Source organism: Arthrobacter tumbae (assembly GCF_016907495.1).
GTDB classification, from domain to species: Bacteria; Actinomycetota; Actinomycetes; order Actinomycetales; family Micrococcaceae; genus Arthrobacter_D; species Arthrobacter_D tumbae.
Genome location: NZ_JAFBCC010000001.1, coordinates 1,282,692 through 1,295,419, shown reverse-complemented (window position 1 = coordinate 1,295,419; position 12,728 = coordinate 1,282,692). Strand labels below are relative to the sequence as shown.

Genomic DNA, 12,728 nt, shown 5'->3' with positions numbered 1-12,728 from the left:
TACTTGGCCCGCGGGACCCGACGACCTTCCATCCTTGAAGGGTGAAATCGACTGAATGGCTCACCGGCGGCGACGCTCTCTGGCTCACTGAGACGCTCATGGACAGGGGGCTGACGAAGCGCAACATTCAAACTCTGGTGAAGTCGGGCCAGCTCGTGCGGCTTCGAAGGGGCTGTTACATGTCAGCCAAAGCCTGGAAGAAGCTGTCGCCGAGCACCAGCGCTCTCCGACTGATTCATGCCCACAGGAACGCCACGGTTGCAACGGGTTCAGGGTCCGGAACGTACAGCCACACCACTGCTGCCCGGGCCCACGGGCTCTACCTCTGGGAGGTTGACTCGGTCATTCACCTGACGCAGCCGTCGAATATCTCTGCGACAAGTCACGCATCGGACGTCCGGAATCATCAGGCACGGCTGGAGCCATTCGAAGTGACGCGTCGTGCCAACCTTCGGGTCACGTCCCTGGAGCGTACGGTGGTCGATTGCGCTCGCATACTCCCCTTCAAGCAGGCCCTGGTCATCGCTGAGCATGCGCTTCACCTCGGCGCAAATCCGGAACTGATCTGGAAGACCATCGAGCGTTTGGCCGGCTACAAGGGTGTCGCCAGGGCCAGGAAGGTTGTGGCGCATGCCAGTGCGCTGTCGGAATCTCCAGGGGAGACGCTCACCTGGTACTTCCTGAGGAAGATGTGCCTGCCGATGCCGGTCCAACAATTCACCAGTCCGTACGCACAATGGAGTGCACCGACTGGATTTCGCCTGGGAGGGCATCAAGCTCGCGCTGGAGTTCGACGGCCGAACGAAGTACTTCGACTACGCCCCCACTGAGGAGGTGCTCTTTCAGGAGCGGCGGCGGGAGAGGGCCCTGATGGAGCAAGGGTGGACGTTCATCCGCATCGAGTGGAAGGACCTTTTCGACGAGGCTCGCCTCAAGGACAGGATCCTGGGCGCGATTCAACGGGCAGAGGCCAGGCAGGCAGCGTGACGGCTCCGCACCTCCACGTCCCGCTCCTCAATCCCAGAAACTGCCGGGAGGTGCACGACTGCCGCTTCGAAGCGGCGTCCCTGCACCTCCGGGCAGTTTCTGTCCCGGGCCCGGTTGACTCACGTCACATCCAACCCCTACCATTTCATTAGACAGAAAGTTACTTCCACATTACGGAATAACGATCAAGCCGAAAGAACGTAAGGGATCGACGATGACCTACACCGTGAACTGCTCCATCCTCCTCATTGAGCTGCCGCTGCTCGAGCGGCCGGCTGCTGCGAAGAAGGCCGGCTTCGACGCCGTCGAGTTCTGGTGGCCGTTCGAAACCTCCACCCCGTCAGACGCAGACGTCACAGCCTTCGAAAACGCGATCACCGACGCCGGCGTTCAGCTCACCGGCCTCAACTTCAACGCCGGCAACATGCCGGGCGGCGATCGCGGCCTCGTCTCCTGGCCGGAGCGGCAGGATGACTTCCGCGCGAACGTGCCGGTCGTCGTCGGGATCGGAAAGCGGCTGGGCTGCAAGGCCTTCAACGCGCTGTACGGCAACCGAATCGATGGCGTGAGCGCCGAGGAACAGGACGCGGTCGCCATCGACAATCTGGCTTTCGCGGCTGACGCCGTCGCTTCAATCGGCGGCGTCGTTCTTCTGGAGCCGGTCAGCGGTGCGGAGAAGTACCCGCTGCTCACGGCACAGGACGCGCTGAACGTGATCGCGAAGACCGGCAAGAGCAACATCAAGCTCCTCGCCGACTTCTACCACCTGGCGGTCAACGGCGATGACGTTGCGCAGGTCATCGAGAATCACGCAAAGGACTTCGGCCACATCCAGATTGCCGACGCCCCCGGCCGCGGAGCCCCCGGAAGCGGGGACCTCCCGCTCGGAGAGTGGATCTCCCGCAGTCGGGAACTCGGTTACGAGGGCCACATCGGTCTCGAGTACAAGGAACCGGCGGACACCGCCTTCAACTGGACCATCCGCGAACACGCCTCCCGCTAAGCCCCACCCGCTCCCTAACCTCGCAAGCTCGGCCAGGGAACCCGGCGGGCGTGGGCCCAGCACAACACTCAAGGACAAACAGAATGAGCAAAGTAACAGTCATCGGACTCGGCATCATGGGCCTGCCCATGGCCATCAATCTCGTCAAGGCCGGCCATACCGTCACCGGCTTCAACCGCAGCCAGGACAAGATGGACAAGCTCGTCGCAGAGGGCGGGTCGGCGGCAACCAGCATTGCTCACGCAGTCAAAGATGCCGACGTCGTCATCACCATGGTGCCGGACTCACCCGACGTCGAGGGCGTAGTGAGTGGAGACGACGGCGTCTTCGCTAACGCGAAAAAGGGCGCTCTCTGGATCGATGCCAGCAGCATCCGCCCGGACGTCGCGGTTGAGCTTTCCAGGCAGGCGCGCGACGCCGGCCTGAAGCCGCTGGACGCGCCGGTTTCCGGCGGCGAGCAGGGCGCCATCGACGCAGTCCTCTCGATCATGGTCGGTGGAGAAAAGGAAGACTTCGACGCCGCACAGGACGTACTGAACGCCGTCGGGAAGACGATCGTCCACGTTGGTCCGTCCGGCTCCGGCCAGACTGTGAAGGCCGCGAACCAGCTCATTGTCGCCGTCAACATCGGCGTCCTGTCTGAAGCGATCGTCTTCCTCGAGGCCTACGGCGTGGACACCGACGCCGCCCTCAAGGTCCTTGGCGGCGGGCTCGCCGGCTCCAAGGTGCTCGACCAGAAGGGTCAGAAGATGCTGGACCGCAACTTCGATCCCGGCTTCCGACTAGCGCTGCACCACAAGGATCTCGGCATTGTCACCTCAGCCGCCCGCGAAGCCGGCGTGGCCACCCCACTGGGTGCCGTCGTCGCGCAGTTGGTTGCCTCGCTCGTCAACACGGGCGACGGCGGCCTCGACCACTCCGGCCTCTTCAAGCTGATCAACCAGCTGTCCGGCAAATAACCCCCACCCTTCCCCGTTCATTTGGCAGGACACGCCCCGAAAGACACCTCATAAGGGGTGTGTCCTGACAACTCAACGGACCCCAAGCCTTAGAAGTAGGAGCACACCATGCCTAAAATGCGCGCTGTCGACGCAGCCGTTGCGATCCTGGAGAAGGAGGGCGCCACCACGGCGTTCGGCCTGCCCGGAGCAGCGATCAACCCCTTCTATTCCGCGATGCGCGCCCACGGCGGCATCCACCACATCCTCGCCCGCCACGTTGAGGGTGCCTCGCACATGGCCGAGGGTTTCACCCGTGCCAAGCCCGGCAACATCGGCGTCTGCATCGGCACTTCCGGGCCCGCCGGAACCGACATGATCACCGGCCTCTACTCGGCGATGGCGGACTCGATCCCCATCCTCTGCATCACGGGCCAGGCTCCCGTGGCCAAGCTGCACAAGGAAGATTTCCAGGCCGTGGATATCGCCTCGATCGCGAAGCCGGTCACCAAGATGGCTGTGACCGTCATGGAAGCGGGCCAGGTTCCCGGCACCTTCCAGAAGGCGTTCTACGAGATGCGGACCGGCCGCCCCGGACCCGTGCTCATCGACCTGCCGATCGACGTCCAGCAGACCGAAATCGAGTTCGACCCCGACACCTACGAGCCCCTCCAGGTCCACAAGCCCGCCGCCACGCGCAAGCAGCTGGAGAAGGCGCTTGACATGATGACGGCGGCTGAACGCCCGCTCATCGTGGCCGGCGGCGGCATCATCAACGCCAACGCCTCCGAGCAGCTGGTGGAACTCGCGGAACTGCTGAATATCCCGGTGATCCCCACGCTCATGGGTTGGGGCTCCATCCCCGACGATCACGAGCTGATGGCCGGCATGGTGGGCCTGCAGACCTCGCACCGGTACGGCAACGCCACCATGCTGGAGTCGGACTTTGTGATCGGCATCGGCAACCGCTGGGCCAACCGCCACACCGGCGCCCTCGACGTCTACACCAAGGGCCGCACGTTCGTTCACATCGACATTGAGCCCACGCAGATCGGTCGCGTTTTCTCGCCCGACTTCGGGATCGTGTCCGACGCCGGTGCCGCCCTGAGCGGTCTGGTCCAGGTTGCTCGCGAACGCAAGGAGCAGCAAGGCCTTCCGGACTGGAACGCCTGGGTGAAGGACTGCGCACAGCGGAAGTCCACGATGCAGCGCAAGACCAACTTCGACAACGTGCCGGTCAAGCCGCAGCGCGTGTACCAGGAGATGAACAGCGCCTTCGGCCGGGACACCCGCTACGTTTCGACCATCGGGCTCTCCCAGATCGCCGGCGCTCAGTTCCTGCACGTCTACGAGGCACGCAACTGGATCAACTGCGGCCAGGCCGGCCCGCTGGGTTGGACCCTTCCCGCAGCGCTGGGCGTGGCCCAGGCAAGTCCGGGGGAGACCGTCGTCGCGCTTTCCGGTGACTACGACTTCCAGTTCATGATCGAAGAACTGGCCGTCGGTGCGCAGTTCCAGCTGCCATACATCCACGTGGTTGTGAACAACTCCTACCTGGGCCTCATCCGCCAGGCGCAGCGCGGGTTCGAGATGGATTACCACGTGTCCCTCGCCTTCGAAAACGTGAACGCACCCGAGCTCGACGGCTACGGGGTGGACCACATCGCGGTAGCCGAGGGCCTGGGCTGCAAGGCGATCCGCGTCCGCGAGGCCGATGATCTGCAGGCCGCCTTCGAGAAGGCCCGCGCCCTCATGCAGGAGTACCGCGTGCCGGTGGTTGTGGAGGTCATCCTCGAACGCGTCACCAACATCTCGATGGGAGCCGCCGGGATAGACGCGATCAACGAGTTCGAGGACCTCGCCGAATCCTCTGACGACGCCCCCACCGCCATCTCCCTGCTCGTCTAGAGGGCTGGTTCAATAGCGTCATGCGAATCGTCATTGCACCGGACAAGTTCAAGGGATCGCTCACCGCTCCCGAGGTGGCAGAACGGCTGCGTGCAGGGCTGCTGGCCGCGGATCCGGCGCTGACCGTGGACACTGTCCCAGTGGCCGACGGCGGTGAGGGCACACTCGATGCCGCCCTCGCCGCCGGGTTCGACCGCCATACCGTTCCGGTCTCCGGACCGACCGGTGAGCCGATTGACGCGCCGATCGCCATCCGCGATTCGACGGCGGTGATCGAGATGGCGCTCGCGTCCGGCCTCGCTGTTCTTCCCGGGGGAGTGCTGCAGGCCCGCGAAGCGACGAGTCGCGGCACCGGTGAATTGATCCGCTATGCGCTCGATTCCGGCTGCACCAGCATTGTGCTGGGCGTCGGCGGCAGTGCGAACACAGACGGCGGCGCCGGGATGCTTACCGGCCTCGGCGCCGCTTTGCTCGATGAAACAGGCAGCGCGCTTCCCGATGGAGGCGCGGCGTTGACCGACCTCGCCTGGGTTGATCTGTCCACCCTGGATCCGCGCCTCGCCAACGTGGCGTTCACCCTCGCGTCCGACGTCGACAATCCCCTGCTCGGCCCCATCGGCGCTGCCGCCGTTTTCGGCCCGCAGAAGGGAGCAACGCCCGACGACGTCGCTCACCTGGACGGCGCGCTGGCCCGGTTCGTGGAGGTGCTTGAGAAGGAGCTTGGGCCGCGCGCCCGCGCTCTCTCGGAGGCGCCGGGTGCCGGAGCCGCAGGTGGTGTGGGTTACGCAGCCCTCGCGGTACTGAACGCCGAGCGCAGGCCGGGCATCGACGTCGTACTGGAACTCACCGGACTGGCCCGCAAGCTGGACGGTGCGGATCTGGTGATCACCGGCGAGGGCAGTCTGGATGAGCAGAGTCTCGGCGGGAAGACGCCGCTGGGCGTGGCTCTGGCGGCCGGGGACATTCCGGTGATTGCCGTGTGCGGGCGAACAACGCTGACGCTCGAACAGGTCACAGCGGCAGGGTTCCAGGGCGTGTACGCGCTGACCGATCTGGAGCCTGACGTGGACAAGTGCATCGCCAACGCCGGGGAACTGCTTGAGCAGGTAGGCCAGAAGATCGCCGCCTCCCTCGGCGTGGGCGTCGGAACTCAGAGAAACAAGGAGTGAAGAGCTGTGAATGATTCTTATGACCTCGTCATCCGCGGCGAGCGCATTCTGACAACGGCGGGAATCGCCCCGCGTGAAATCGGCGTCCGCGACGGTGTCATCGTGGCAATGGAGCCGCTGGGCAACGGTCTTGACGGCGCCACGGTAGTCGAGCTTGCGCCGGATGAGACGCTGATCCCTGGGCTGGTTGACTCGCATGTGCACGTCAACGAGCCCGGCCGGACGGAGTGGGAGGGCTTTGCCTCAGCCACAAAGGCTGCTGCGGCCGGCGGCGTGACCACCATCATCGACATGCCGCTGAACAGCATCCCGCCCACGGTCAACGTGGACGCGCTCGAGCAGAAGCGGGCGGTGGCGGAAACTCAATCCTTCGTCGACGTTGGCTTCTGGGGCGGCGCCATACCCGGCAACACAGCAGACCTGCGACCACTTCATGACGAGGGTGTCTTCGGGTTCAAGTGCTTCCTGCTCCACTCCGGTGTGGATGAGTTCCCGCACCTCGAGGCCGATGAGATGGAAGCGGACATGGCGGAGCTCAAGACCTTCGACTCCCTCATGATCGTCCACGCCGAGGACTCGCGGTCCATCGACCGTGCGCCGTCCGCCGAGGGCGATCAGTACTCCAAGTTCCTCGCCTCCCGCCCGCGCGGTGCGGAGAACGTGGCGATCGCCGAGGTCATTGAACGGGCGCGCTGGACCGGTGCGCGTGCGCACATCCTGCACCTGTCGTCGTCGGACGCTCTGCCCATGATTGCAACGGCCAAGCGCGACGGCGTGCACCTCACCGTTGAGACGTGCCCGCACTACCTCACGCTGTTGTCGGAGGAGATCCCGAACGGGGCCACGGCGTTCAAGTGCTGCCCGCCGATTCGTGAAGCGTCCAACCGCGAGCTGCTGTGGCAGGGTTTGATCGACGGGACGATCGACTGCATCGTGTCCGACCACTCACCGTCCACCCTGGACCTGAAGGACCTGGAGAACGGCGACTTCGGCGTGGCCTGGGGAGGCGTTTCCTCACTGCAGCTGGGCCTCTCGCTGATCTGGTCGGAGGCGCGGAAGCGGGACATTCCGCTGGAGCAGGTTGTGGAGTGGATGTCAGCCCGCCCGGCCGGGTTGGCACGCCTCCAGCGCAAAGGGAAGCTCGCGCTCGGATACGACGCTGACTTCTCCGTCTTCGCGGCCGACGACACCTTCGTGGTCGACGTGAACAAGCTCCATCACAAGAATCCCATCTCACCGTACGCGGGCAAGGCGTTGTCCGGCGTCGTCCGGTCCACCTACCTCCGCGGTGAGGTGCTGGACCTCGAGAAGCCGACGGGGCGCCTGCTCCGCCGGGGAGCGGCCTGACCCGCCACCAGGACATGCATCGAGTGGGCGCGTAGAACCATCTCTCGTGCGAGCGCGGGTAGTTAGCGCCCACTCGATCCACAGACTCCGGAAGGGTGCTAGCACGTCCGTCCGGGAACGAGGAAGGCCCTCCCCTGCTGAAATTTCCAGCCAAGGGAGGGCCTTCTGTATGTGCTCAACATCAGATCGAGTGGGCGCGTAGAACCACCTCTCGTGCGTGGAGCGGTAATTACCGCCCACTCGATGTGCGCCTGAGAGGTGCAGGCTCGCGAGCCCACCGCCCTACACCGCGCTGAGCTGCTCCCGCAGGCGCGCTACATGGCCCTTCGCGTCAACGCCGTATTCCGCGTGCTGCACCGTGCCGTCCGGACCCACGACGACGGTGGACCGGATGATGCCGACGACGGTCTCACCCTTGAACTGTTTCTCGCCGTACGCGCCCCAGGCCGTGGCGACTTCATTGTCCGCATCCGAGAGCAGGGGAAATGCAAGTCCGTGGTTACTGGTGAAGGATGCGAGCTCATCCGGCGTATCCGGCGAGACGCCGACAACGCTGTAGCCGGCGCCCTGCAGCGATGCGAGGTTGTCGCGGAAATCGCAGGCCTCGGTGGTGCAGCCCGGGGTCTCCGCCTTGGGGTAGAAATACACGACGACGCTGCGGTCACGGAACTCGGCGAGACTCACCGGCTGCCCGTCAGCGTCTGGAAGGGTGAACGAGGGGGCCGGATCTCCGACCGCAAGCTGATTGCTCATGCGCTACTCTTTCGTCTGGTGATATTTCTTTACTGTATTGTGAAAAGCTTAGTTTCCGCAGAGGTCCGGGTCAAAAGACTTTTTTGGTCGTAGTGTTCACTGTTCCATACGGCCGGACGGTGGATTACGACGACGCCGGTTGCGTAAGGTTCTAGGTATGGCCCCCCTTCGTAATAGCCGCGCTGCTGCGCTTCCCGCCAAGCTGTCCCGTTCCTGGCTGCTCGCCTCTGCGGCATCGGAGCAAAACTTCGCGCCGGCGCTGGCCTCCGAAGCCGACTCAGTGGTCTTCGATATCGAGGACGCTGTGCCCGCGGAATCCAAGCCGGAGGCGCGTGAACGGGTGGTCGAGGCGCTCTCCACCGGCATGACGGCCTGGGTCCGGGTCAACGGTATTGAAACCGACTTCTGGGCTGCGGACCTAGCCGCGTTGTCCAAGGCGCCCGGCCTGCGCGGCGTCATGCTCGCCATGACGGAGAAACCGGAACAGGTCACGCACACTGCTATGCGGCTCCAGGCGGGTACCCCGGTGCTCGCGCTGGTCGAATCCGCGCTGGGCATCGAGAACGCCACGGCCATCGCCAGCGCTCCCGGCACGTTCCGCCTGGCGTTCGGCGTGGGAGACTTTCGCCGCGACACCGGCGCTTCGGATGACCCGATGGCCCTGGCCTACGCCCGCGCCAAGCTCGTGGTCGCTTCCCGGGTGGGGCAGCTCCCCGGCCCGATCGACGGACCGACGGTGGGCGCCCTCGGTGATGATCTGTTGGAGGCGTGCAAGGTCACCGCATCGATGGGCATGACCGGAAAACTCTGCCTGCGCCCCGACGCCGCGGACACCATCAACACCGGCCTGTCTCCCAGCGAATCCGAGATCCAGTGGGCGCACGAGCTCCTCGACGCGCACGCGTCCGGCGCCGTCGTGGGAGACGGCTCCTACCTGCCAAGACTGGCCCGCGCCCAGAAAATCTCCTCGCTGGCTGACTCCTACGGACTCTGGAACGCCTGAGTCCCGCCCGCACAAAGTCTCTCCAGCACAAACGACGACGGCGACCGCTCACCGAAGGGTGAGGGTCGCCGTCGTCGTAATGGCAGTCTGGAATCAGCGCCGGCGGTACCGGTTGACCATGGGGCAATCGAAGGGATCGCGGGCCGCAAGCCCCACCCGGTTGAGGTAGGAGACAACCGCTCCGTAGGAGGCGGCTACACCAACCTCGGTGTAGGGGACCTTGAGGCGTTCGCAGTGCTCGCGCACAATGACCGCTGCCCGGCGCAGGTGTGGGCGCGGCATGTCGGGGAAGAGGTGGTGCTCAATCTGGAAGTTGAGGCCGCCGAAGGCGTTATTGATGAAGTTACCGCCGCGGATGTTACGCGAGGTGAGGACCTGCTTCTGGAAGAAGTCCAGCTTGCTGTCCCGCGGGATGACCGGCATGCCCTTGTGGTTCGGCGCGAATGAGGCACCCATGTAGATACCGAAAACCGCCATCTGTACGCCGATGAACGCGAACGCCATGCCGACGGGCAGGAACCAGAACAGCACCCCGAGGTAGAGACCGAATCGCATCGCGAGGAGCGCAAGCTCAACCCAGCGGCCCTGGACGGCGCCGGGGCTGAACAGGGTGGCGATCGAACGGGCGTGTAGGTTCAGGCCCTCGAAGGTCAGGAGCGGGAAGAAGAGGTATCCCTGGCGGCGCGTGATCCAGGCCTGGATGCCCTTGGCCTTGGCGGCGTCTTCCTCCAGGAACGAGATGGTGTCCACCTCGATGTCCGGGTCCTTGCCCACCACGTTGGGATCATTGTGGTGGCGGGAGTGCTTGTTCATCCACCACTGGTAGCTGATTCCGACGACGCCGGCAGCCAGGATACGCCCGGACCAGTCGTTGGCGCCGCGGGAGGCGAAGATCTGGCGGTGGGATGCCTCGTGCGCCAGGAAGGCGATCTGAGTCATGACGATGCCCAGGACGCCGGCGATCAGAAGCTGGAACCAGGTGTCACCGAGGAGCGCGAAGCCGGTCCAGGACGCTCCAAGCGCGAGTCCGAGGAGCACCATGATCGAAATGTAGAAGCCGCGCCTGCGGGTCAGCAGGCCTTCCTTGCGCACTTGCTTGAGCAGCGTGGCGTAGGAGGCAACGACGTCGTTCGGTTTGGCAACTCGGACGGAGCGCGCTGATGAAGTGATGGTCATAAAAATCCCTGAGGTCGAGAATCGACTTCCCAGCCGTGAAAGGGTCCCCATTTCCCCGAAGATTCCTCAATGCTACAGGCGCTGCCTGATGGTGCGCTGGAAATATGCAGTCTGCTGACTATTCAGCGCCCCAGTGTCAGGGAACGACAAGGGTGTAGATGTTCCAGCCAGTGCCGACCGGTTCTCTGGGCCAGAACTGCCCGGAACCGTTGCCGGGGTAAGTCCACAGCCTGCCCGAGCTGTCGCGCGCGAGGAGATCCGCCGCGGAGTCGTTGCCGAACAATCCCGGTCCGGTCAACCCCGACATGCTGTTCCAGCCCACGCCGATGCGGGAGCGGGAAGTGAAGCCGCCTTTGCCGTTGCCGGGATACAGCCAGAGTTGTCCGGAACTGTCCCTTGCGTGCAGGTCTGACTTCTTGTCGCCGTTGAAGTCTCCTACGCCAACTATTGCGTTCATGCTGTTCCAGCCGGTGCCGATATGAAGTCGGCTCGTGAACCCCCCTGTCCCGTTCCCGGGGTAGAGGAAGAGCCTGCCGCCTGCGTCGGAGGAAATGAGGTCGGGGATCGTATCGCCGTTGAAGTCACCAGGCGTTGCCAGTGCGGTCATGCTCCGCCATCCTGAACCGATCTGTTGCCGCGCTTGCAGGCGTCCCGCTCCATTTCCCGGATAGAGCCAAAGGGCTCCGGCGGTGTCTCGAGCAATGACGTCGGCTTTCCGGTCACCGTCGAAGTCGCCAGGCATCAGAATGGAAGTCATCGAATTCCATCCCGAGCCGATTTTCACCCGGGCTCCCATCGTGTTGTTCCAGGCTCCGGCGTAGTACCAGAGCGCGCCAGCGGCATCCCGGGCGAGAATATCCGGGCGTCCGTCTCCGTTCAGGTCTTTCTGTGCAGGCCGGGGGAGTTTCACGACAACCGGCTCAGACACCATGGTCTTGTCGCTGTATCCGGGCGCATGCACCTTCACCCGGGCTTCGATGGTCTTGCCCAGGAGCTCCTTCGTGAGGTAGATGTCCTGCCACTGGGGAAGCTGGACGCCGTCTGCATACAGCCGGAAAGTGAAGCCGGTGCCGGTTGGCCATGAACCGCTGATTTCCGCCCGGAGCCAGGTTTCTGTCTCACCCGGACCGGTGAGCGTGAGGGTATGGGGTCCGAATTCATCGAGGTTCCCATACCGGACCTCAGTGATAGAAGCAGAACGCCGCGTTCTTTGTGTTCCGTCCGGCCAGGTTCCGGTTACGTGAACTTGCAGGTCTTCACCGGATCGCGCGTACTCAAGCTTGTGAGTAGGTGCTGTCGCGCCTTCAATCGGCACGGCCGGCGAATTCGCCAATGACGGATGCACGATCCACATCCACTGATAGGACAAGCTGACCGGTCCTGGTCCCCAGACTCCCGGATCTGCCGTCAGCGTGTGGGGCACCTGGTTTATCCCACTGATCGTTGGCGACGCTGTCTGATATTCGGCCGGGTCAACGATTGTGAACGTGAATGGTGAGGTTTCCTCCGGGTAGTGATCAAAGGACGATGAGTAGTGCATCACCCCGCTGTTGTCCACCAGATTCAGATCGGCTACCCAGTATGTTCCCGGCTCGAGAGTCCCCGCATCAGTAGTGAATGTGTGGTCCCATTCCCACAGGTTGTTTCCCACATTGCGCGCCTGAACGTCTTCGTAGACGTAGTGGTGGAAGTGAGGACCCTTGATAGTGAGCCCAAAGGACCTGATGCCCTGAAGGTCCTCGGCGCGCACGCGCACAGTAATGGGTTTTCCAGGCTCAGAACTCGACGGCGAGAAGCTGACATCCTTGATGCGCGGTCCAAGGTGGTACTCCGTGCCCGTCACTTCCACGGTAGGAGAAGCCATGTCCGAGGGAAACGTGTACCAACTGCTGGCGCGTCCATCACTCAGGTAACCCTCGCTGATATACAGCGTCCCGGATGGAAGCGAGCTATCCGTGAGGGGCAGCGAGATTGTCCCGGTCCAGGAACCGTCGGCTAGCCTTGTCGACTCGATGATGTAAATCGGCTTGTACCAACTTGGATCTGAGTCGGACTTCAGGTTGAAATAGCCGCTCGGTACTCCCGCCTCATCCACTGCGGTCCAGCGAAACACGATGGTGTCCCCTGGGCTTGCAGAGGGACCGGACTCGGCAACGAGGCCGGTCAGCACCGGGGCCCCGGGCATGATGGTTGCAGCTGTACTGGGAGGTACTGCCAACGCCGTGATGAACAGCAAGGCCATCAGGACGGCGCCGAATCGGGCTGCGACGGATTTGCCGCTCATATTCATCTATCTTTCCGCTGCAGGTAACCGCGCACCTGCGCGTCGAACGGTACTCTATCCCGCGAAAAACGGCACAGTTCCTCACACTGTAAAACTTGAGTGAAAACTGAGCTTCAGACTGCGACTTCACCGGCCCGGACGCAGAAACGCCGGCCTGCTC

The 12,728-nt window shown here is 63.8% G+C and carries 10 protein-coding genes; 7 read left to right on the top strand and 3 right to left on the bottom strand.

Features of this window, described 5'->3' with window-relative positions; all coding sequences use genetic code 11:
* Positions 1 to 741: 741 nt before the first annotated feature.
* The 6 genes from JOD47_RS17470 to allB all read left to right on the top strand — a co-directional run bounded on the left by JOD47_RS17470 (position 742) and on the right by allB (position 7,352).
* Positions 742 to 987: a putative endonuclease domain-containing protein gene (locus JOD47_RS17470; protein WP_239548027.1), complete on the top strand. Its 246-nt coding sequence runs from the start codon at positions 742 to 744 to the stop codon at positions 985 to 987.
* A gap of 214 nt (positions 988 to 1,201) precedes the next feature.
* Positions 1,202 to 1,990 carry a hydroxypyruvate isomerase family protein gene (locus JOD47_RS06150; protein WP_204532946.1) on the top strand — a complete coding sequence of 263 codons (789 nt, stop codon included), beginning with the start codon at positions 1,202 to 1,204 and terminating at the stop codon, positions 1,988 to 1,990.
* Between the two features lie 50 nt (positions 1,991 to 2,040).
* A complete protein-coding gene (locus JOD47_RS06145) occupies positions 2,041 to 2,949 on the top strand; it encodes a 2-hydroxy-3-oxopropionate reductase (RefSeq protein ID WP_307836211.1) in 909 nt (302 codons plus the stop codon).
* Positions 2,950 to 3,057: 108 nt separating this feature from the next.
* Positions 3,058 to 4,836 carry a glyoxylate carboligase gene (gcl, locus tag JOD47_RS06140; RefSeq protein WP_204532942.1) on the top strand — a complete coding sequence of 593 codons (1,779 nt, stop codon included), beginning with the start codon at positions 3,058 to 3,060 and terminating at the stop codon, positions 4,834 to 4,836.
* A gap of 20 nt (positions 4,837 to 4,856) precedes the next feature.
* Positions 4,857 to 6,005 (top strand): glycerate kinase, encoded by a 1,149-nt coding sequence (locus tag JOD47_RS06135; protein ID WP_204532940.1) that lies wholly within the window; start codon positions 4,857 to 4,859, stop codon positions 6,003 to 6,005.
* 6 nt (positions 6,006 to 6,011) lie between these two features.
* Positions 6,012 to 7,352: an allantoinase AllB gene (gene allB, locus JOD47_RS06130; protein WP_204532938.1), complete on the top strand. Its 1,341-nt coding sequence runs from the start codon at positions 6,012 to 6,014 to the stop codon at positions 7,350 to 7,352.
* A gap of 282 nt (positions 7,353 to 7,634) precedes the next feature.
* Here allB and bcp read toward each other — a convergent pair whose 3' ends face one another.
* Positions 7,635 to 8,105, bottom strand: coding sequence for a thioredoxin-dependent thiol peroxidase (gene bcp / locus JOD47_RS06125; protein WP_204532936.1), 471 nt, complete (start codon positions 8,103 to 8,105; stop codon positions 7,635 to 7,637).
* Between the two features lie 157 nt (positions 8,106 to 8,262).
* On the opposite strand from bcp, the gene JOD47_RS06120 reads away from it, so the two are divergent.
* Positions 8,263 to 9,108 (top strand): HpcH/HpaI aldolase/citrate lyase family protein, encoded by an 846-nt coding sequence (locus JOD47_RS06120; protein WP_204532934.1) that lies wholly within the window; start codon positions 8,263 to 8,265, stop codon positions 9,106 to 9,108.
* Positions 9,109 to 9,201: 93 nt separating this feature from the next.
* On the opposite strand, the gene JOD47_RS06115 is transcribed toward JOD47_RS06120, so the two are convergent.
* The gene (locus JOD47_RS06115; protein ID WP_204532933.1) at positions 9,202 to 10,284 is read right to left on the bottom strand and encodes a fatty acid desaturase family protein; all 1,083 of its coding nucleotides are present in this window, start codon (positions 10,282 to 10,284) and stop codon (positions 9,202 to 9,204) included.
* A 136-nt stretch (positions 10,285 to 10,420) separates the two neighbouring features.
* Positions 10,421 to 12,568: an FG-GAP repeat domain-containing protein gene (locus JOD47_RS06110; protein WP_204532932.1), complete on the bottom strand. Its 2,148-nt coding sequence runs from the start codon at positions 12,566 to 12,568 to the stop codon at positions 10,421 to 10,423.
* Positions 12,569 to 12,728 lie beyond the last annotated feature (160 nt).

Excerpts from the sequence above, each read along its gene's own strand:
- JOD47_RS06150 (WP_204532946.1), top strand. The coding sequence starts at position 1,202 with ATGACCTACACCGTGAACTGCTCCATCCTCCTCATTGAGCTGCCGCTG.
- gcl (WP_204532942.1), top strand. The coding sequence starts at position 3,058 with ATGCCTAAAATGCGCGCTGTCGACGCAGCCGTTGCGATCCTGGAGAAG.
- JOD47_RS06120 (WP_204532934.1), top strand. The coding sequence starts at position 8,263 with ATGGCCCCCCTTCGTAATAGCCGCGCTGCTGCGCTTCCCGCCAAGCTG.
- JOD47_RS06135 (WP_204532940.1), top strand. The coding sequence starts at position 4,857 with ATGCGAATCGTCATTGCACCGGACAAGTTCAAGGGATCGCTCACCGCT.
- JOD47_RS06115 (WP_204532933.1), bottom strand. The coding sequence starts at position 10,284 with ATGACCATCACTTCATCAGCGCGCTCCGTCCGAGTTGCCAAACCGAAC.
- bcp (WP_204532936.1), bottom strand. The coding sequence starts at position 8,105 with ATGAGCAATCAGCTTGCGGTCGGAGATCCGGCCCCCTCGTTCACCCTT.
- JOD47_RS06110 (WP_204532932.1), bottom strand. The coding sequence starts at position 12,568 with ATGAGCGGCAAATCCGTCGCAGCCCGATTCGGCGCCGTCCTGATGGCC.